The 19273-nt window shown below is 74.6% G+C and carries 17 protein-coding genes; 11 read left to right on the forward strand and 6 right to left on the reverse strand.

Translation table 11 applies throughout. From position 1 onward, the window contains the following. The first annotated feature begins 1 nt into the window (after position 1). Positions 2 to 1417: a M16 family metallopeptidase gene (locus tag ABD774_RS05605; protein WP_345038587.1), complete on the forward strand. Its 1416-nt coding sequence runs from the start codon at positions 2 to 4 to the stop codon at positions 1415 to 1417. Between the two features lie 105 nt (positions 1418 to 1522). Here the strand turns inward: ABD774_RS05605 and ABD774_RS05610 are convergent, their stop codons facing one another. Continuing rightward, a complete protein-coding gene (locus ABD774_RS05610) occupies positions 1523 to 2131 on the reverse strand; it encodes an alpha/beta hydrolase family protein (RefSeq protein WP_345038589.1) in 609 nt (202 codons plus the stop codon). 234 nt (positions 2132 to 2365) lie between these two features. Between ABD774_RS05610 and ABD774_RS05615 the strand changes: the two genes are divergently transcribed. Together ABD774_RS05615 and dapB are read left to right on the forward strand one after the other, a co-directional pair. Continuing rightward, positions 2366 to 4720 (forward strand): glycoside hydrolase family 3 protein, encoded by a 2355-nt coding sequence (locus tag ABD774_RS05615; protein WP_345038591.1) that lies wholly within the window; start codon positions 2366 to 2368, stop codon positions 4718 to 4720. 130 nt (positions 4721 to 4850) lie between these two features. Beyond that, on the forward strand, positions 4851 to 5618 hold the full coding sequence (dapB, locus tag ABD774_RS05620; protein WP_345038594.1) for a 4-hydroxy-tetrahydrodipicolinate reductase: 768 nt from the start codon (positions 4851 to 4853) through the stop codon (positions 5616 to 5618). Positions 5619 to 5680: 62 nt separating this feature from the next. On the opposite strand, the gene ABD774_RS05625 is transcribed toward dapB, so the two are convergent. Continuing rightward, positions 5681 to 6427 carry a GNAT family N-acetyltransferase gene (locus ABD774_RS05625; protein ID WP_345038596.1) on the reverse strand — a complete coding sequence of 249 codons (747 nt, stop codon included), beginning with the start codon at positions 6425 to 6427 and terminating at the stop codon, positions 5681 to 5683. A 117-nt stretch (positions 6428 to 6544) separates the two neighbouring features. On the opposite strand from ABD774_RS05625, the gene dapA reads away from it, so the two are divergent. From dapA to ABD774_RS05640, 3 genes are all read left to right on the forward strand, one after another. Then, a complete protein-coding gene (gene dapA / locus ABD774_RS05630) occupies positions 6545 to 7462 on the forward strand; it encodes a 4-hydroxy-tetrahydrodipicolinate synthase (protein ID WP_345038598.1) in 918 nt (305 codons plus the stop codon). 52 nt (positions 7463 to 7514) lie between these two features. Continuing rightward, complete coding sequence (locus tag ABD774_RS05635) at positions 7515 to 9200, forward strand: ribonuclease J (protein ID WP_345038600.1); 1686 nt, start codon at positions 7515 to 7517, stop codon at positions 9198 to 9200. A gap of 287 nt (positions 9201 to 9487) precedes the next feature. Beyond that, on the forward strand, positions 9488 to 12046 hold the full coding sequence (locus tag ABD774_RS05640; RefSeq protein ID WP_345038603.1) for a DNA translocase FtsK: 2559 nt from the start codon (positions 9488 to 9490) through the stop codon (positions 12044 to 12046). On the opposite strand, the gene ABD774_RS05645 is transcribed toward ABD774_RS05640, so the two are convergent. After that, positions 12033 to 13382, reverse strand: a complete 1350-nt coding sequence (locus ABD774_RS05645; protein WP_345038605.1) for a CapA family protein — start codon at positions 13380 to 13382, stop codon at positions 12033 to 12035. The two genes, ABD774_RS05640 and ABD774_RS05645, sit on opposite strands and share 14 nt — an antisense overlap. 110 nt (positions 13383 to 13492) lie before the next feature. Here ABD774_RS05645 and pgsA point away from each other — a divergent pair, with 110 nt between their 5' ends. From pgsA to ABD774_RS05660, 3 genes are all read left to right on the forward strand, one after another. After that, the gene (gene pgsA / locus ABD774_RS05650) at positions 13493 to 14128 is read left to right on the forward strand and encodes a CDP-diacylglycerol--glycerol-3-phosphate 3-phosphatidyltransferase (protein WP_345038607.1); all 636 of its coding nucleotides are present in this window, start codon (positions 13493 to 13495) and stop codon (positions 14126 to 14128) included. After that, a complete protein-coding gene (locus tag ABD774_RS05655) occupies positions 14128 to 14664 on the forward strand; it encodes a CinA family protein (RefSeq protein WP_345038609.1) in 537 nt (178 codons plus the stop codon). The genes pgsA and ABD774_RS05655 overlap by 1 nt, the downstream gene beginning before the upstream one ends. A 161-nt stretch (positions 14665 to 14825) precedes the next feature. Further along, entirely contained in the window at positions 14826 to 15131 is a 306-nt protein-coding gene (locus tag ABD774_RS05660) for a helix-turn-helix domain-containing protein (protein ID WP_345038611.1), read from the forward strand. Positions 15132 to 15211: 80 nt separating this feature from the next. Here the strand turns inward: ABD774_RS05660 and ABD774_RS05665 are convergent, their stop codons facing one another. The 3 genes from ABD774_RS05665 to ABD774_RS05675 all read right to left on the reverse strand — a co-directional run bounded on the left by ABD774_RS05665 (position 15212) and on the right by ABD774_RS05675 (position 17758). Continuing rightward, positions 15212 to 16015 (reverse strand): Fpg/Nei family DNA glycosylase, encoded by an 804-nt coding sequence (locus tag ABD774_RS05665; RefSeq protein ID WP_345038614.1) that lies wholly within the window; start codon positions 16013 to 16015, stop codon positions 15212 to 15214. A gap of 42 nt (positions 16016 to 16057) precedes the next feature. Then, a complete protein-coding gene (gene aroD / locus ABD774_RS05670) occupies positions 16058 to 16900 on the reverse strand; it encodes a type I 3-dehydroquinate dehydratase (RefSeq protein ID WP_345038616.1) in 843 nt (280 codons plus the stop codon). 63 nt (positions 16901 to 16963) lie between these two features. After that, the gene (locus tag ABD774_RS05675) at positions 16964 to 17758 is read right to left on the reverse strand and encodes a LysR substrate-binding domain-containing protein (RefSeq protein WP_345038618.1); all 795 of its coding nucleotides are present in this window, start codon (positions 17756 to 17758) and stop codon (positions 16964 to 16966) included. 232 nt (positions 17759 to 17990) lie between these two features. On the opposite strand from ABD774_RS05675, the gene ABD774_RS05680 reads away from it, so the two are divergent. Both ABD774_RS05680 and ABD774_RS05685 read left to right on the forward strand, forming a co-directional pair. Further along, positions 17991 to 18374 (forward strand): DUF5997 family protein, encoded by a 384-nt coding sequence (locus tag ABD774_RS05680; protein WP_345038620.1) that lies wholly within the window; start codon positions 17991 to 17993, stop codon positions 18372 to 18374. Positions 18375 to 18388: 14 nt separating this feature from the next. Beyond that, on the forward strand, positions 18389 to 19273 hold the full coding sequence (locus ABD774_RS05685) for a putative protein N(5)-glutamine methyltransferase (RefSeq protein ID WP_345038622.1): 885 nt from the start codon (positions 18389 to 18391) through the stop codon (positions 19271 to 19273).

A 19273-nucleotide genomic window follows, 5' to 3' on the forward strand; every position in this document is an offset into this window, starting at 1 on the left:
GATGCCCCACCCGCTGACCCTGGGCCCGGCCGGAGCGCCGGGCACCGAGATCCGCACCGAGCAGGACGGCAGCGTCATCCGGCGCTCCGTCCTGCCCGGCGGGATCCGGGTGCTGACCGAGGCCATGCCCGGCCAGCGCTCCACGGCGGTGGGCGCCTGGGTGGCCGTCGGCTCGCGCGACGAGACCGACGGCCACCACGGCTCCACCCACTTCCTCGAGCACCTGCTGTTCAAGGGCACCCCTAGCCGCTCCGCCCTCGACATCGCCGAGGCGTTCGACGCCGTCGGCGGCGAGGCGAACGCGGCCACGGGCAAGGAGCACACGGCCTACTACGCCCGCGTGCTCGACGTCGACCTGCCGATGGCCGTCGACGTCATCCTCGACATGGTCACCTCCTCCGTCCTCGACGCGGGCGAGCTCGAGACCGAGCGCGGCGTGATCCTGGAGGAGCTGGCGATGAACGACGACGACCCCGTCGACGTCGCCCACGAGCGCTTCACCCTCGCCGTCCTGGGCGAGCACCCCCTCGGCCGCCCCATCGGCGGCACCCCCGAGACCATCCGGGCCGTCCCGCGCGAGGCGGTGCTCGAGCACTACCGGCGCACGTACGTCCCCGCCGAGCTCGTCGTCACCGCCGCCGGGAGCGTCGACCACGACGTCCTGTGCGCGCAGGTCCTCGAGGCCGTGCGCCGCGGCGGCTGGTCGCTCGCCGAGGACGCCGTCCCCGCCGAGCGCCGGGTGGGCGCCGTCGCCGCGCGCGCCCGCGGCGTGGACGTCCCCGGGTCGGGCGCCGTGGTCGTCCCCGGCCCCGAGTCGGCGCTGCTGCCCGCCCACGGCTCTGCCGTCACCGTGCGGCGCCCCACCGAGCAGGCCAACGTCCTCCTGGGCGGCCCGGGGATCGCGGCCGGCGACGAGCGCCGCTACGCGCTCTCCGTGCTCACCACCGTCCTCGGCGGCGGCATGAGCTCCCGGCTGTTCCAGGAGGTCCGCGAGAAGCGTGGGCTGGCCTACTCCACCTACGCCTTCGCCTCCTCCTACGCCGAGGCCGGCACGTTCGGCCTGTACGCCGGGTGCGCGCCCGGGAACGTCGCGCAGGTGACCGAGCTCCTCATGGCCGAGTGGCGCCGGCTCGTCGAGGACGGGATCAGCGAGGAGGAGCTGCGCCGCGGCGTCGGCCAGCTGCGCGGCAACATGGTCCTCGGGCTCGAGGACAACGGCTCGCGCATGTCCCGCCTCGGCCGGGCGGAGATCGTCCACGGCGAGCTGACCAGCCTGGACGAGCTCATCGCCCGGATCTCGGCGACCACCGCCGAGCAGGTGCGCGAGCTCGCGGCCGAGCTGGCGGCCGGCCCCCGCTCGCTGGTGGTCGTCGGCCCGTTCGAGGACGACGTCGCCGCTCGCCTCCTCCCCGCCTGACCCACTCCCGGCCGCGGGTCGTCACTGCTGAGACGGCTTCCCGGTGAGACGTCATCTCTTCGACGACGTCTCACCGAGAACAGCAGAGGTCGCGCCAAGGAGGGGCTAGCCCGGGAGGACCTCCGTGAGCCACTCCTCGACCGCCGCCCGGACCGCGGGGACGTCCTTGGCGAGGCTGTGGTCGCCCGCGACCGTCACCACCTGGCGCCCCGGGCCCGGCGGCGGCATGCCGAACGGGTCGCGCTCACCCTGGACGACCAGCACCGGCACGGTGACCTGCTCGAGCTCGGGCAGGCGGCTGGGGCGGTCCGGCCGGCCCGGCGTCCGCAGCGGGAAGGCGAGACAGAGGACCGCCGCGGCACCGACGTCGGCGGCGGTCCGGCACGCCACCCGGGCGCCGGAGGATCGTCCGCCCACCACCAGCGGGAGTCCCGCCAGCACGCTCGCCCGCAGCTCGGCCGCCACCGCGGTCCACGCGGCGTCGAGCTGGCGCGCCGGGGCCGGGGCGCGCCGCCCCGCCACCCGGTAGGGCTGCTCGACCAGGACCACGGCGAGGCCGAGGGCCTGCGCCACCTCCGCCGTCGCCACCAGGTCCTTCGCGCCCACGCCGCCGCCGGCGCCGTGCCCGAGCATCACGGCGGCGCGCGGTGACGCCGGCGCGCTCAGGTGCACCCGCGCAGGTCCGTGCGGGGTCCCTACCTCCGTCGTGGCCACGGCGCAGAGGCTATCCGAGGCGGACCCCGGGCTCGCGAGGCGGCCGACGGACGGTCCGCGTCCGTCGGGGGCAACGTTTGGCAACCGTTTGCCAGAGGCGTGAGGCAGGCAACACGCTGGCCGAGCGTTCGGGAGACCGGGCGTCCGGTGCAGACCGGGAACGGCCGGGGCGTGGACGCCCTGGACCGCAGGTACGAGCCGCAGGGGGCGGCTCGACACGTCGAGGGAGACAGTGTGAAGAAGACCAAGAGGAGCGGCCTGGTCGGCATGGCCGTCGCCGTGCCGCTCTCGCTCGGGCTGGCCGGGAGCGCCTTCGCCGCGCCGCCGGACCACGCCAGCAGCACCGACCGCGCGGCGGAGGCCTCCGCCGGCGACGAGGGCAACCACGGCCGTCCGCCCGAGCTCGAGGCTCGCGCCAAGGACGTCATCACCGTCAAGGGCCGCCAGTTCAAGGACCTCAACGACAACGGCACGCTCGACCCGTACGAGGACTGGCGCCTCTCGGTCGACGAGCGTGTCGATGACCTGGTGGGGCAGATGAGCCTCGAGGAGAAGGCCGGCCTCATGCTCATCGACACGCTCAACGCCGAGTGCATCGACGGCGACCGTGCGAGCGTGTCGGCCACCGGCAAGGACTACATCAACAACCAGCACATGCACCGGCTGATCTTCCGCAACGTCGTCACCGACAAGCCCGTGTGCGCCACCTCCGGCGGCGGGTTCAGCGCCTCGACGAGCGTCACGCCGGCCGAGGCCGCCACGTTCATGAACCGTGTCCAGGAGCTCTCCGAGGGCACCCGCCTGGGCATCCCGGTGCTGTACAAGTCCAACGCGCGCAACCACATCGACGCACAGGCGCGTGCGGGCATCAACGAGGCCGCCGGCGCGTTCTCCGCCTTCCCGAAGGAGGCCGGCATCGCGGCAGCCGCGCTGGGCGAGCAGGCCAGGCAGACCGGCGAGGCGACCGACGGTGACATGTCCGTCGTCGAGGACTTCGCCGGGGTCATGGCTGCCGAGTGGGAGTCCATCGGCCTGCGCGGCATGTACGGCTACATGGCAGACCTGTCCACCGAGCCGCGCTGGTACCGCACGCACGAGACGTTCACCGAGGACGCCGACCTGGGCGCCAACATCATGGGCGAGCTCGTCGAGACCCTGCAGGGCCCCGTCGGCGAGGACGGCAACTCCCTCAGCCCCGAGACCTCGGTCGCCCTGACGATGAAGCACTTCCCGGGCGGCGGGCCGCAGGAGCTGGGCCTGGACCCCCACTACGCCTTCGGCAAGACCCAGGTCTACCCGGGCGACGCCTTCGGCCACCACCTCAAGCCGTTCGAGGCGGCCATCGAGGCCGGCGTCTCCTCGATCATGCCGTACTACGGCGTGCCGATGGACGTCACCTACGAGGGCGTCGACTACGAGGAGGTCGGGATGGCGTTCTCCGACCAGATCGTCAACGGCCTGCTGCGTGACCAGATGGGCTTCGCCGGCTACGTCAACTCCGACACCGGCATCATCAACGACCGCGCGTGGGGCCTCGAGGAGGCCACCATCCCGGAGCGGGTCGCGGCAGCCATCAACAGCGGCACCGACACCCTCTCGGGCTTCCACGACGTCCAGACGATCACCGACCTCGTCGCGGACGGTCTCGTCACGGAGGAGCGCGTCGACCTCGCCGCCGAGCGGCTGCTCGCCCCGATGTTCGAGATGGGTCTCTTCGAGAACCCGTACGTCGACCCCGAGGTCGCCACGGCGACCGTCGGCAACGACGAGAACCGGGCGGTCGCCCTGGACCTGCAGCGCAAGTCCACGGTGCTCCTGCAGAACCAGGAGGTCGACGGCGACGCCGTCCTCCCGCTCGAGGGTGACGAGACCGTGTACGTGCTCGGCAACGTCGACGCCGCCGCGGTCGAGGCCGCCGGCTACGACGTCATCAACGGCAACGTCAAGGCCGGGGAGACCCGCCCGAGCGCCGCGGACGCCGACGTCGCGCTCATCTCGATGACGGCGAAGAACGTCGGCACCGGTGCCTACGCCAGCAACGACCCGGCCACGGGCCTCAACGAGGACCACATCAGCCCCATCGTCTGGGACGGCGCGAAGAACCTCGACGGCACCAAGCCGTACGGTGCTGCCGACGCGTGCGTCGCCTACGGCGCCACGGCCTGCACGGACAACGGCCTGCGCTTCGGTGGCTCCTTCCCCTGGGAGTCGAGCATCCTCGACTTCACCGGTATGGAGGAGGAGGCGGCCTCGTGGGAGGTGACCCCCTCGCTGGAGACCATCCAGGCCGTGATGGACGAGGTGGGCGCCGAGAACGTCGTTCTCGACATCTACTTCCGCCAGCCGTACGTGCTCGACGAGGCCAGCGGCCTCCTCGACGCGGGCGCGATCCTCGCCAACTTCGGCAACAGCACCACAGCGCTGATGGACGTCGTCTCCGGCGACTTCGCGCCGCAGGGCCGGATGCCGTTCGCGCTGCCGGCCTCGCGCCTGGCCGTGGAGCAGCAGCACAGTGACCTCCCCGGCTACGAGGAGACCACGGACGGAGCACTCTTCGAGTACGGCTTCGGCCTCACCTACGCGGAGTGACACCCGCTCCCTGAGGCCTGCGGCCCCCGCCCACTTCGGGCGGGGGCCGCAGTCGTCCGCGGCGTGGCGGCCAGTCCGCATGCCGCACGCCGGACGCCGCCGCCCCGCTCGCCCGGTTACGCTGCCGGACGTGACGAACCTGGGTGTGGCAGTGATCGGCGCCCACGGGCGCATGGGACAGGCGGTCTGCGCGGCGGTCGACGGCGCGGCGGACCTCGACCTGGTGGCCCGGCTGGGGGAGGGCGACGACGTCGCTGCCCTGGCCGCCTCGGGCGCGGGGGTCGGGGTCGACTTCACCGTCCCCTCCGCCACGGAGGCCAACGTCCACGACCTCATCGACGCGGGCCTGCACGCCGTCGTCGGGACCACGGGGTGGACCGAGGAGTCGCTGGGGCGCGTGCGGGAGCACCTCGACCGCGCGAACGCCGGGCGTGAGCACGGCCTCGGCGTCCTCGTGGCCCCGAACTTCGCCCTCTCCGCAGTCCTCGCCATGAGGTTCGCGCAGCAGGCGGCCCGCTTCTTCGAGTCGGTCGAGGTGGTCGAGCTGCACCACCCCGACAAGGTCGACGCCCCCTCCGGCACGGCCCTGACCACCGCCCGCCACATCGCGGCCGCCCGCGCCGAGGCCGGGCTCGGGCCGGTGCCCGACGCCACGGAGAAGCAGGTCGACGGCGCCCGCGGCGCCGTGGTGGACGGGGTCCACGTCCACGCGGTGCGGCTGCGCGGACTCGTCGCCCACGAGGAGATCCTGCTCGGAAACCCCGGCGAGCAGCTGACGATCCGCACCGACTCCTTCGACCGCTCCAGCTTCATGCCCGGCGTGCTGCTCGCGGTGCGCGAGGTGGTCCGCCGGCCGGGCCTGACGTTCGGGCTCGACCAGGTGCTCGACCTGGGCTGACTGCGAGGATTCCCCTCACAGCCTGTCGATGGCGGGCGAGCCCCGCCGGTGCCGGCTCGGTCTCAGAGGTCGGCGTACCAGCAGATCTCGACGACCTCCTCGCCGCCGACGTCGAGCGAGCGGCGCAGCCCGGCGGGCGCGAACCCGGCCTGGCCGAGGAACCGGGTGCGGGACTCGTCGGCCTGGACGGTCCACGTCTGCACGCGGGCGGCGCCCTGCTGGCGCAGCAGGTCCGCGCAGGCGGCCAGGAGGCGCGAGCCGTGCCCGCGGCGGGCGTGGGCGGCGGGCACCTCGAGAGCCAGGATCTCGGCGACGGCGGCACCCGGCTCGGCGCCGGCCGCCCCGTCGGCGACGCTCCCGTCCGCGACGGCGGCACTCCCGTCCGCGCCGGTCGCCGGGCCGCTCCCGTCCGCGTCGACCGCCTCGACCTCGACCGGCACCTCGGCGGGCGCGAAGGCGGCGAAGCCGACCACCTGTGCGCCGGCCAGCGCCGTCAGCACCCGGTGCCGTGGCGAGGGCGGCGCCTCGATCGCGGCGGCCCACGACGCGCCGAGCGCCGCCGGGTCGATCGCCGCGGCGATCTCGGGGCCGAGGTCGTGGCCGACGCCGGCCGCCAGCGAGGCCCGCAGCGTCCGGGCGTGCACGTCGCCGATGGCCCCGGCGTCCTCGGGGACGGCGGGACGCACCGAGAGGTCCGCCGAAGGCCGCAGCGGGTCGGCGTGCGCGTGCCCCGCGTGCGGGTCCGCGTCCGGCCCGGCGGCGAGCCCGCCGAGCACGTCCTGGTGGCCGAGGTCGTCCGCTGAGGTCATCGGCCCAGGCTAGCCGCCCGGCACCGCGGCCCCGCGCCGCGCTCCCTCGCCACGCTCCGGCGCCACCATGTGGAACGTCGCACCTGCGTCACGGGCCCGCCGCGTTACCGTCCTCCCATGGACTCCACCGCCTCCCCGCGCGTCCCCGCGCGCACGTTCGGCTCGGTCGCCACCGCGATGGTCACCCCGTTCCACGAGGACGGCTCGATCGACGTCGACGCCGGGGTGGCGGTCGCCGTCAAGCTCGTCGACGACGGCTGCGACGCCCTGGTCCTGCACGGCACCACCGGGGAGTCGCCCACCACGCACCAGCCCGAGAAGGACGACCTGATGCGGGCCGTCGTCGACGCGGTGGGGGACCGCGCCATGATCATCGGCGGCGCCGGCTCCAACGACACCGCGCACGCGGTCCGCATCGCGCAGGGGGCCGAGCGCTCCGGCGCCCAGGGCCTGCTGGTGGTCTCCCCGTACTACAACCGCCCGTCGCAGGAGGGCGTCTACCAGCACATCAGGACCGTCGCCGACGCGGTCGACGTGCCGGTGATCCTGTACGACATCCCGGGCCGCACCGGCGTCGCGATCGCCGACGACACCCTCGACCGGCTCGCCGAGCACCCCCGCGTCAAGGCCGTCAAGGACGCCACGGGGAACGTGCCGGCCGGGTTCGAGCGCATGGCCCGCACCGGGCTCGAGTTCTACTCGGGGGACGACGCCCTCAACTTCGACTGGCTCGCCCACGGCGCCTCCGGCGTCATCTCCGTCGTCGGCCACGTCACCGCCGGCGCCTACGCCGAGATGGTGCGCGCCGTCGACGCCGGCGACCTCCCCGGCGCGCGCGACGTCGCCGCCCGGCTGCGTCCCGTCGTTGCCGCGCTCATGGGCGGCGGGCAGGGGGCCGTCATGGCCAAGCACGCCCTCCACCTCCAGGGCGTCATCCCCAGCCCCGCCGTCCGGCTCCCGCTGGTCAGCGCCAGCGAGGCGGAGGTCGAGGCGCTCGCGGCGGTCCTGCGTGAGCAGGGACTCCTGGGGGCATAGGTCACGCAGCCCGCGCTGCGGTGTTCCGCCGGCCACCTGGCAAGATGGGCCCGTGAGCCATCCCCATCCTGAGCTGTCCGCGCCCGGTCCGATCCCGCAGGGAGGCATGAGGATCGTCCCGCTCGGCGGGCTCGGCGAGGTCGGGCGGAACATGACCGTCTTCGAGCACTCCGGCCGCCTGCTGATCGTCGACTGCGGCGTCCTCTTCCCGGAGGACAACCAGCCCGGCGTGGACCTGATCCTTCCGGACTTCGACTACATCGCCGACCGCCTCGACGACATCGAGGCCATCGTCCTGACCCACGGTCACGAGGACCACATCGGCGGCGTGCCCTACCTGCTGCGCCAGCGCCGCGACATCCCGCTGATCGGCTCCCAGCTCACCCTCGCCTTCATCGAGGCCAAGCTCAAGGAGCACCGCATCACCCCCGTCACCCTGGCCGTGCGCGAGGGCCAGACGGAGCAGCTCGGGCCCTTCGGGCTCGAGTTCGTGGCCGTCAACCACTCCATCCCCGACGCGCTCGCGGTCATGATCCGCACCCGGGCCGGCAACGTGCTGCACACCGGCGACTTCAAGATGGACCAGCTCCCGCTGGACAACCGGATCACGGACCTGCGCGCCTTCGCCCGGCTCGGCGAGGAGGGCGTGGACCTGTTCATGGTCGACTCCACCAACGCCGAGGTGCCGGGCTTCACCGCCCACGAGCGCAACATCGGCCCGGTGCTGGACAACGTCTTCGCCCAGGCCGAGGGGCAGATCGTCGTCGCCTCCTTCGCCTCCCACGTCCACCGCGTCCAGCAGGTGCTCGACGCCGCGGCCCTCCACGAGCGCAAGGTCGCCCTGGTCGGGCGGTCGATGGTGCGCAACATGGGCATCGCGGCCGAGCTCGGCTACCTTAAGGTGCCGCCGGGCACGCTCATCGACGTCAAGCACATCGACGACTTCGCGCCGCACGAGACGGTCCTCATGGCCACCGGCTCCCAGGGCGAGCCGATGGCCGCGCTCAGCCGCATCGCCAACCGCGACCACCGCGTGGCCGTCGGCCCCGGCGACACGGTGATCTTCGCCAGCTCGCTCATCCCGGGCAACGAGAACTCGGTCTTCCGCGTCATCAACGGCCTCATGCGCCTCGGCGCCAAGGTGGTCCACCAGGGCAACGCCAAGGTGCACGTCTCCGGCCACGCCAGCGCCGGGGAGCTGCTCTACTGCTACAACATCGTGCGGCCGAAGAACGTCATGCCGGTCCACGGGGAGATCCGTCACCTCGTCGCCAACGGTGCCCTTGCCGTGCAGACCGGCGTGCCCGCCGAGCGGGTCGTGCTCGCCGAGGACGGCGTCGTCGTCGACCTCGTCGACGGCAAGGCCCGGATCGCCGGGGCGGTCCCGTGCGGGTACGTCTACGTCGACGGCTCCTCCGTCGGGGAGATCACCGACGCCGAGCTCAAGGACCGCCGCATCCTCGGCGAGGAGGGCTTCATCGCCATCTTCGCGGTGGTCGACACCGCCACGGGCAAGGTGCTCACGGGACCGCACATCCAGGCCCGCGGCATGGCCGAGGACGACTCCGTCTTCGACGCGATCCTGCCGGACGTCACCAACGCGCTGAACGAGGTGGTCGGGCGCGGCAACGCCGACCCGCACCAGATGCAGCAGGCGATGCGCCGCGTGGTGGGCCGCTGGGCGGCCAAGCGCCTGCGCCGCAGCCCGATGATCATCCCGACGGTGGTCGAGGCCTGACGACGGCGTGAACCCCGCCGCCCGCGGCGGGTCGCTGTGGCGCTTCTCGCTCCATCGCGACCCGCCCCGGCGGCGCGGCGAGCGGGCCCGGGCGGCGTGCCGGGGCTAGTTTGGGCACCATCATGGCTACCCGTACCACTTCTCGCGGACGGTCGGCCTCGACAGCACGAGGGTCCCAGGCGCGCGGCTCCCGGAGCGGCAAAGGAACCCGTGGTGGCGGGCGGTCGACTGCACAGTCACGCCCGAGACGCAGGTCGCTCCCGGTGCGCGCGGTCCGAGGCCTCTGGATGGGAGGAGCGCACCTGGTGGGTGGCACCGCACGCAGCGTCGGATCCGGCGCCAAGGACCTCGACCCGGCCCTGCGCCGCGACGGGCTGGCGTTCCTGCTGCTCGGCGTCGCCATCGTCATCGCGCTCCGGGAGTGGTTCGGCCTCTCCGGCATCGCCGGGGACGTCATCCACCACGTCGCGGCCGGCGTCGTCGGCGTCCTGGGTGTCCTGCTGCCGCTGGTCCTCGTGGGCATGGCGGTCCGGCTCATGCGCCACCCCGAGCGGTCCCAGGCCAACGCCCGCGTCTCCATCGGCCTGACGGCGGTCATCGCCGCCGTCTGCGGCCTCATCCACATCGGCCTCGACCTGCCGAGCCCGCGGGAGGACTTCGCCGCCGTCGAGAGCGCCGGCGGGCTGCTGGGCTGGCTGTTCGGGACCCCGCTGACCATCCTCCTCTCGGAGTGGGGCGCCGTCCCGATCCTCGTCCTCGTCGGTCTGTTCGGGCTTCTCGTGGTGACGGCCACCCCGGTCGCCGCCGTCCCCGGGCGTCTGCGCAACGCGGGTGCCTGGCTGCTGGGCCGCCAGCCGGAGGACGGCGACGGCGGGGCCGCCACCACGGAGGTGGTCGCCGCCGACGGCACGCACCGCCCGCCCGCCCCGCGCCGCCGCCGGAAGAAGGCCGAGGGCGCCGAGGCCGTGGTCCCGGGGGAGTACGCCGCCGACGAGGCCTTCACCGCCGCGGCCGAGCTGGCGCCCGCGGAGGAGGGCGGCGCGACGGCGATGCCCAAGGGCCGCCGCAGGCGCGGCGCGCCCGCGACGCCCGCCACCGCGGCCACCGCGGACTCGACGGCGGAGGCGACCGCCGAGGAGAAGGCCGAGCTCACCGCCCCGCCCACGCAGGCGCTGCCGGCCCGGGCCGAGCAGCTCGAGCTGGCGCCCGACGTCATCTACACGCTGCCGGGCGACGAGATGCTCATCAAGGGCGCCCCGCACAAGGTGCGCTCCGCCGCCAACGACCGCGTCGTCGAGGCCCTGACCCAGGTCCTCACCGACTTCTCCGTCGACGCCAAGGTCACCGGCTTCTCCCGCGGCCCGACGGTGACCCGCTACGAGCTCGAGCTCGGGGCCGGCGTGAAGGTCGAGCGCATCACCGCGCTGAGCAAGAACATCGCCTACGCCGTCGCCAGCGCCGACGTGCGCATCCTCTCGCCCATCCCCGGCAAGTCCGCGATCGGCGTCGAGATCCCCAACGCCGACCGCGAGACCGTCGCCCTGGGCGACGTGCTGCGCTCCTCTGTCGCGCGCCGCACCGAGCACCCGCTCGTCGTCGGCGTCGGCAAGGACGTCGAGGGCGGCTACGTCGTCGCGAACCTCGCCAAGATGCCCCACCTGCTGGTCGCCGGCGCGACCGGTGCCGGCAAGTCGAGCTTCGTCAACTCGATGATCACCTCGATCATGATGCGCTCCACCCCGGAGGAGGTGCGGATGGTGCTGGTCGACCCCAAGCGGGTCGAGCTGACCATCTACGAGGGCATCCCGCACCTGATCACCCCGATCATCACCAGCCCGAAGAAGGCCGCCGAGGCCCTGGAGTGGGTGGTGCGGGAGATGGACGCCCGCTACGACGACCTCTCCGCCTTCGGCTACAAGCACATCGACGACTTCAACGCCGCCGTGCGGGCCGGCAAGGTCAGGCCGCCCGAGGGGTCCGAGCGCAAGATCGCCCCCTACCCGTACCTGCTGGTGATCGTCGACGAGCTCGCCGACCTGATGATGGTCGCCCCGCGCGACGTCGAGGCCTCGATCCAGCGCATCACCCAGCTCGCCCGGGCGGCCGGCATCCACCTGGTGCTGGCCACGCAGCGCCCCTCGGTCGACGTGGTCACGGGCCTGATCAAGGCGAACGTGCCCTCCCGCCTGGCCTTCGCGACCTCCTCGCTCGCGGACTCGCGCGTGGTGCTGGACCAGCCCGGCGCCGAGAAGCTCATCGGCCAGGGCGACGCGCTGTTCCTGCCGATGGGCTCGGCCAAGCCGATGCGCGTGCAGGGCGCCTGGGTCACGGAGTCGGAGATCCACGCGGTCGTCGACCACGTCAAGGCGCAGCTGCAGCCCACCTACCGCGACGACGTCGTCGCCACCGTCGCGAAGAAGCAGGTGGACGAGGACATTGGCGACGACCTCGACCTGCTGCTGCAGGCTGCGGAGCTCGTCGTCACCACGCAGTTCGGGTCCACCTCGATGCTCCAGCGCAAGCTCCGGGTCGGCTTCGCCAAGGCCGGCCGGCTCATGGACCTGCTGGAGTCGCGCGAGATCGTCGGGCCCTCCGAGGGGTCCAAGGCCCGCGACGTCCTCGTCCAGCCCGACGACCTGCCCACCACCCTCGCCATGCTGCGCGGGGAGGAGCCGGCCGAGGCGCCGTACGACCCCGCCGACGCGGCCGACGTCGTCCACGTCGACGAGGCACCGGTGGACCGCTACGCCGACGGCGTGGCGGGGCACCTGCCCGAGGCGGCGGTGGACTACGACGACGAGGACAGCGACGACGGCGAGGACGCCTGGCAGCTCACGGGCCGCTGACCGCCCGGAGCCCCCGGGGCACGACCTCCGGCTCCGGTCCGGTGGGGTCCGCCGCCTCGCGGCGGACCCGGTCGGCGCCCATCACCTCGGTGACCCGGGCCGCGCGGGAGGCGATGGTGGCGTCGTCGAGGCGGAGTCCCGACGGGCCGGCGCCCGCCGCGAGGTCGAGCAGCGGGTAGATGCGGTGCTCGCCGTCCCGGTCCACCGTGACCGGGGCCCAGCCGAGGCCGGTGACCCGGGCCGGCCCGTCGGCCGGGACCTCGACCGTCGTCGTCGTCATGACGCCGGTGGCCGTCTCCATCGTGCAGCACTCGTCGTCCTGGTTGGAGAGGAAGTTCCCCATCGACCAGGCGACCCACATGCCGGCCCCGTCGGGGCCGCCGGGCAGCTGCTCGATCGGCTGCGGGACGTGGGAGTGGTTGCCGAGGACCACGTCGATCTGCCCGCCGTCGGCCAGTGCGGCGGCGATCTCGAGCTGCTCCCGGGTGGGGGAGTGGACGTACTCCACGCCCCAGTGGAGGCTGGCGACGACGACGTCCGCGCCGGCCTCGCGCGCGGCGCGCGCCTGCTCGGTCAGGGCGCCGGCGTCGGCCCTCGTCACCGCCCACGGCGCGGCCGCCGGGGCGGCCGGGCCGTTGAGGAGCGTCGTGGCCGCCAGGTGGGCGACGACGATCTCGCGCTCGCCCCGCCGCAGGACGTACAGCTGGGGCTGGGCCGCCTCGCCGGCGTCCCGCGCCGTGCCCACGTGGCCCAGGCCCGCCGCGTCCAGCATGTCGAGGGTGTGGCTCACGCCCGCGAGGCCGCGGTCCAGGGCGTGGTTGGTGGCCGTGGCGCAGCCGTCCCAGCCCAGCTCGGCGAGCGCCGTGACGAGCTCGCCCGGGGCGCCGAACGCCGGGTAGGCGCTGACCTCCTCGCCGGGCGGGGCGAGCGGCACCTCGAGGCTGCACAGCGCCAGGTCCGCGCCGGCGGTCCACTCCTCGACCCCGGCCATCAGGGGGACGAAGTCGTACCCGCCGCCGGGCAGCGCGGCGCTGCGGTTGACGCTGGCGTGGGGCAGGACGTCCCCGGCAGAGAGGATCGTGAAGGTGACGTCGGGAGCCGGCGTCGGGGTGGACGACGGCGCCGGCCCGGGGGTCGGCGCCGGGGTGGGGGTGAGCACCGGGGCGGGGGTGGCCGCCGGCGGGGCGTCCGGCCCGCCGTCGGGGAGCGGGCGGGCCCCGGCACCCAGCCCCGCGACCGCCGAGGCGAGGGCGACGCCGGTGAGCGCCGAGGCCAGCACCTGCTCCCGGCGCCGACGGCGGTGCGCCTCGCGCTGGCGGCGTGACGCGGACCTCATGCGCGAAGCGTATTGCGCCGCGGGGCCCGCCCGGACCACGGCGGTGACCCCGCGGCGCGGCCGGGTGCGTCCGTGCAGCCGAAGGGGCGCGCGGGTCATAGGGTGGGGGCGTGACGACCGACCCCGCGACGACGCCGGCCGGTGCCGGGCAGCCCGCCCCCGTACCGCTGTGGAACGTGGCCAACATCCTCACGATGGCCCGCATCCTCATGGTGCCCGTCTTCGTGTACCTCTTCCTGCAGGACACCACCGCCACCAGGCTGTGGGCCACCGCCGTGTTCGCCCTCGCGGCGGCCACGGACAAGCTCGACGGGTCCCTGGCCCGCAGCCGCGGGCTGGTGACCGACTTCGGCAAGATCACCGACCCCATCGCCGACAAGGCGCTGGTGATCTCCGCGCTGGTGCTGCTCTCCGCCGACGGCCTCCTGCCCTGGTGGGTGACGGTCGTGATCATCGTGCGCGAGCTCGGCATCACGGCGCTGCGCTTCTTCATGATCCGGCGCGCCGTGATGGCCGCGAGCAAGGGTGGCAAGCTCAAGACGACGCTGCAGATCGCGTTCATCCTGCTCCTGCTGGTGCCGTGGGACGGGATGCTGTCCAACGGCGTCGTGGACGCCATCGCGGTCGTGACCTGGATCGTCGTCCTCGTGGCCGTGGCGGTCACCGTGATCACCGGCATCGACTACGTCGTCCAGGCGGCCCGCATCTCGGCGGCCGCCGAGGACGACGACGCCGCGCGCCCCTGATGCGGGCGGCGGTGGCGCCGTCGCGCGGGGCCGGCGTCGGGCGCGTCGTCGCCGCGCTCCGGGGGTGCGGCGGCACGCTCGCGGTGGCCGAGTCCCTCACCGGGGGCGCCCTGACCGCCCTGCTCGTCACGGTCCCCGGGGTCTCGGCGGTGCTGCGCGGCGGCATCGTCGCCTACGCGACCGACCTCAAGCACGACCTCCTCGGCGTCGACGCGGACCTGCTGGCCGCCGAGGGGCCGGTCCATCCTGAGGTGGCCCGGCAGATGGCGCTCGGCGCGGCGCGGCGGCTCGGGGCGACCCACGCGCTGGCGACGACGGGGGTGGCGGGTCCCGGGCCCGCGGACGGGCGCGCCGTGGGGACGGTGCACGTCGCGGTGGCCGCCCCGGGCGTCGTCCGGGTCCGCTCGCTTCGGCTGGCCGGGGGACGCGCGGCCCTGCGCGCGGCGACCGTCGACGTCGCCCTCGCGCTGCTCGCCGGCACCCTGGCCGGCCCGGGCCCGGAGGGCGGGGAACAACCCGGCCCGCCCCGGCGTTGATCCGGGTGATGACCACAACCAGGTACACCTATCGGGGTGCGGAGCAGAAGCTGCGCCGCCCGCAAGGTCGTCCCGCAGCTCGATCCGGGCAGCGCCCTGCGCCCGGTGCAGGGTACGGTAGGACGACATCGCCCAGCCGGGCAGGGGAGGAGGGCAGCACGATGATCCTGCTTCGACGTGAGATCGGTGACGTGCTCCGTGACGCCCGTCAGCGCCAGGGCCGGACCCTGCGCGAGGTGTCGTCCGCCGCCCGCGTGTCGCTGGGTTACCTCAGCGAGGTGGAGCGCGGTCAGAAGGAGGCGTCCTCCGAGCTGCTCGCCTCCATCTGCGAGGCCCTGAACGTGCCCATGAGCTTCGTGCTGCGCGCCGTCTCCGAGCGCGTCGCCGTGGCCGAGGGCGTGCACGTGCCGGACACCGTGCCGGACGAGCTGCTGCGCCGGGAGAACCTCCTCACCCCGGTGGCCTGACCCACAGCCTCACGCGGCCCTCGGCCGTCCCCGCGAGCCCCGGAGAGATCCGGGGCTCGTGGTCTGTCCGGCTCCGGGCCTCACGGAGCGCGCTGGCACGACGGGCAGTAGAAGACCCGTCGCGCCGTCGGCGCCGTGCCCACCTCCGCACGGAGCACCGGGGTGCCGCACCGCGGGCACGGGCGCCGCTCGCGCCCGAAGACGTTGCTGGTACGGCGCACGTCGCCCGTGGCGGTCGGTGTCCGAGCCGCCACGGAGCGCAGCATCAGCGCCCGGGAGGTCCGCACCAGGCTCTCGGCCACGTCGTCGCCCAGCTCCCCGGCCGGCGTCCACGGCCACACGCGGTGCGCCCACAGGGTCTCCGTCATGTAGATGGTGCCCAGGCCCGCGACCACGGTCTGGTCCAGCAGGACCTCCCCGATCCCGCGGGCGCCCTGCGCGAGGATCCGGGCCCCGGCGGCGGGCGCGTCGAGCTCGGCGGCCAGGACGTCCGGACCGAGGTGGCCGATCACCAGGTGCTCGTCGCGGGTGGGGAGGAGGTCCATCAGGCCCAGGTCGAAGCCCAGGCACGTCCACCGCGCCGTGGCCAGGACCGCCCGGACCTGGGGCGAGCGGTCCGCCCGGCTGGTCCCGCCCGGGGCGAGGTCGGCGGTCCGCACCACGCGCCAGCGTCCTTCCATCCGCAGGTGCGTGTGCAGCGTGCGCCCGTCCGCCAGCCGGGTGAGGAGGTGCTTGCCGTGGGTGGCGTTGCCGACGACGGCGGCCCCGGCCAGGTCGGTCCCGCCCAGGCTCGGCCAGCGCAGCTCCCCGCGCACGAGCACCTGGCCGGCCAGCGCCGCGTCCAGGCGCCGGGCGACCCGCACCACGCTGTCGCCCTCAGGCACCTCCGGGCTCCAGGGTGGCCGGCAGCGCCGCCGGGCGCCGGGTCATGCCCCTGCGTCCGGCACGTGGGCCGCGCTGTGCGGCGCGGGTGCGGCGTCGTCCGGCACGGGTCTCGCGCCGGCGCGCTCGAGAATCTCCAGCACGGTGCGGACGTCGTCCACGTCGAGCTGACCGGGCGCCGAGGCCGTGCCCGCAGCGGCGAAGGTCGCCGCGGAGCCGAAGAGGTGACCCGCGATCCTGGACACCGCACCCAACGGTCCCATCGCCATCGTGACGATCGGGACGCGTGCGTGCTCCTCCGACATCACGCGGGTGGCGTCGAGGAGGGCGAGCACGTCCGCGAGGTTGCGGGGCATGACGGCCATCTTGGCGACGTCGGCACCGAGATCCTGCATCGCGCACAGCCGGGCGACGATCTCGTGCGCGGGCGGCGTGGCAGTGAAGTCGTGGTTCGAGGCGATCACCGGGACCGCGTGGCGGTGGGCCGTCTCGACGACGGCGCCCGCGACGTCGCCGCGCAGGTACTCGACGTCGAGGAGGTCGACCGCGCCGGACGCGGCCAGTGCGGCGAGGAGATCGCGGTACGCGCCGGGCTCCAGCTCGGCGGCCCCGCCCTCGGCGCTCGTGCGGCAGGTGACGAGCAGAGGCGTGGCGGAGAGCAGCCGGCTCAGCTCGTGCGCAGTGGCGACGACGGCGGGGGTGTCCGTCAGCGTGGCGAAGTGGTCGACGCGCCACTCGACCACGTCGGCCCGGTGCCGGCCGAGACCTGCGACCTCCTCCTGCAGCTCGGCCACGCTCGCTCCGAGGACGGGCACGATCACGGCCGGGATGCCCCCACCGATCGTGACGTCGCCGATGCTGACCGTCCGCACCGTGCTGCTGCTCACCGCTGACGCTCCTCGCCGCCGAGTCCCGTGCCCGGCTCCTCCGGGCAGCGTAGACGCCCGGCCTCAGCGCGGGCGTCTCCGGCGGCTGCGGGACCGGGTGCCGTCGCCGCCGGCGCTGCCCCGCCGGCCGCCGGTGCTTCGGCCGCCGGTGCTGCCCTGCCCGCCGCCGCTGCCCCTCCGGCCGCCGGTGCCCTGCCCGCCCCGGCCCGTGTCCTGCTTGCCGCGGTCCCCGTCCACCGCCGGGGAGCTGGCCGACGTGCCGCGGGAGCTGCGTGCGGTCCGGCCGCGGACGACGCCGACGAAGGCCTCGATCCGTGGGTCGTCGTCGTCGCTGCACCATGCGAGCCCGATGCGGGAGCCGGCGACGCCGGTCACCGGCCGGTGCACCACGTCCTTGCGGTGGTGCAGCCGCGCGACGGAGAGCGGGACGATCAGGACGCCCGACCCGGCCGCCGCCACGGCGACTGCCTCCGGCACGCTCATCCGCGGCAGCACGGGTCGCGGACGGTCGGTGGCCACGGCCTCCCACTCCGGGACCGCGCCCGGGTCCTGGAGGAGGTCCTCGTCGGCGAGATCGGCGACGTCGACCTCCTCGAAGGCCGCGACCGGGTGCTCCCTGGCCGCCACGACGACCGGGATCTCCTCGTAGAGCGGGATGACGTGCAGCCCGGCACGGTCCACCGGCAGCCGGAGGAACGCCATCGAGCACTCGCCCGCGCGCAGGGCGGCAGCGGGGTCGTCGTCCTCCTCGACCACCCGCGCGTCGATCGGGCTGTCCGGCATGCGGGCCGCCCACGTGCGCAGCCACTTGTCCGGGGTCACGCCGGGGACGAACCGGACACGGAACTCGTCGTTCATTCGGGCCCCTGGACCGCCCTGGCGGCCGCCCTCTCCGCCTCACGGATCCACCGCGTCCGCTCCTCGGTGCGTGCACGAGAGCGCTGCGCCACGGCCCGACGTTCCTCGCTCATCCGGCCATTGTGCCCCGCACGTCCTCGAACCTCTGATCCTCGCCCCCGTCGGGCGGCACGGCGGCCGCCTGAGGGCGGGCTGTTCGGTCAGAGCGCCGTCGCCGCCTACGCTGGGGCGCATGAGCGCGCCGAAGCAGCAGACCATGAAGCCCCAGACCGCGGCACGCAAGCTCGGTGTGCTGCTCGATGCCACCCCGGAGGAGTTCCGCGGCCGGGACATCAGCCGCGAGGAGTTCAACGAGCTGCAGAGCAACCCGCCCGAGTGGCTGACCGAGCTGCGGCGCAACGGGCCGCACCCGCGGCAGGAGGTCGCCCGAAGGTTGCGGGTCTCCACCTCCGGGCTGGCCCGCGGGGGCCTCACGCAGCCGCTCACGACCGAGCAGATCAAGGCGCTGCTCGAGGAGATGCCCGCGTGGCTCGAGAGCGAGCGGGCGACGGCGGCGCGGGTGCGCGCCGAGGAGGCGCGCCTGCGGGGCCGCGCCGACGAGCAGCCGAGCGACTGACGGGACCTGCGGCGGTGACCGGCGCGCCCCGGCCCGCGCGCCGCGAGCCGGCGGCGAGGACGGATGAGCCCGGCCCGGCGTGGGTCGTCCGGGCGCTCCGGTCGGCCGGCTGCGTGTTCGCCGAGGACGAGGCACGCCTGCTCCAGGCGGCGGCGCGCACGCCGGCTGAGCTCGAGGCGCTCCTGGAGCGCAGGGTCGCCGGCGTCCCCCTCGAGCACGTGCTCGGCTGGGTGGAGTTCTGCGGGCTGCGGATCCTCCTCGACGACGGCGTCTTCGTCCCGCGCCGCCGCACCGGGCTCCTGGTGCGCGAGGGTGTGGCCCACCTGCGTCGGTCCGGTGGGGCCGGGAGAGCTAGGCGCCCGGTGGTCCTCGACCTGTGCTGCGGGTCGGCCGCGGTCGGCGCCGCCGTCGCGGCCTCCGTGGGGGGCGTCGAGCTGCACGCCTCGGACGTGGACGCCGCGGCGGTCGCGTGCGCACGGCGCAACGTCGCCGGCGTCGGCGGTTCGGTCCACCGCGGGGACCTCTACGCGCCGCTGCCGAGGTCGCTCGCCGGCCGCGTGGACCTGCTGGTCGTCAACGCGCCCTACGTGCCCTCGGACGCGATCGCTCTCATGCCGCCCGAGGCCCGCCTGCACGAGCCGCGGGCCGCGCTCGACGGCGGGGCCGACGGGCTGGACGTGCACCGCCGGGTCGCCGCCGGCGTACCCACCTGGCTGAGGCCGGACGGCATCCTCCTCATCGAGACCAGCGCGGTGCAGGCCCCTGCGACCGTCGAGGCGGTCGAACGCCACGGGCTCTCCGCCACCGTGGTCACGGACGACTCGCTCGACGCCACCGCGGTGCTCGGGCGGGTGCCGGAGGACGGGCGCGGTACCGCTCCGGACCTGTCGCCCCGGTGA

Origin of the sequence: Georgenia daeguensis (assembly GCF_039537705.1) — a bacterium.
GTDB classification, from domain to species: domain Bacteria; phylum Actinomycetota; class Actinomycetes; order Actinomycetales; family Actinomycetaceae; genus Georgenia; species Georgenia daeguensis.

What these genes read in the sequence shown, in the direction of transcription:
- ABD774_RS05625 (WP_345038596.1), bottom strand. Translation starts at nt 6,427, where the DNA reads ATGACCTCAGCGGACGACCTCGGCCACCAGGACGTGCTCGGCGGGCTC.
- ABD774_RS05680 (WP_345038620.1), top strand. Translation starts at nt 17,991, where the DNA reads ATGAGCGCGCCGAAGCAGCAGACCATGAAGCCCCAGACCGCGGCACGC.
- dapA (WP_345038598.1), top strand. Translation starts at nt 6,545, where the DNA reads ATGGACTCCACCGCCTCCCCGCGCGTCCCCGCGCGCACGTTCGGCTCG.
- ABD774_RS05660 (WP_345038611.1), top strand. Translation starts at nt 14,826, where the DNA reads ATGATCCTGCTTCGACGTGAGATCGGTGACGTGCTCCGTGACGCCCGT.
- ABD774_RS05605 (WP_345038587.1), top strand. Translation starts at nt 2, where the DNA reads ATGCCCCACCCGCTGACCCTGGGCCCGGCCGGAGCGCCGGGCACCGAG.
- ABD774_RS05645 (WP_345038605.1), bottom strand. Translation starts at nt 13,382, where the DNA reads ATGAGGTCCGCGTCACGCCGCCAGCGCGAGGCGCACCGCCGTCGGCGC.
- ABD774_RS05675 (WP_345038618.1), bottom strand. Translation starts at nt 17,758, where the DNA reads ATGAACGACGAGTTCCGTGTCCGGTTCGTCCCCGGCGTGACCCCGGAC.
- ABD774_RS05655 (WP_345038609.1), top strand. Translation starts at nt 14,128, where the DNA reads ATGCGGGCGGCGGTGGCGCCGTCGCGCGGGGCCGGCGTCGGGCGCGTC.
- ABD774_RS05640 (WP_345038603.1), top strand. Translation starts at nt 9,488, where the DNA reads ATGGGAGGAGCGCACCTGGTGGGTGGCACCGCACGCAGCGTCGGATCC.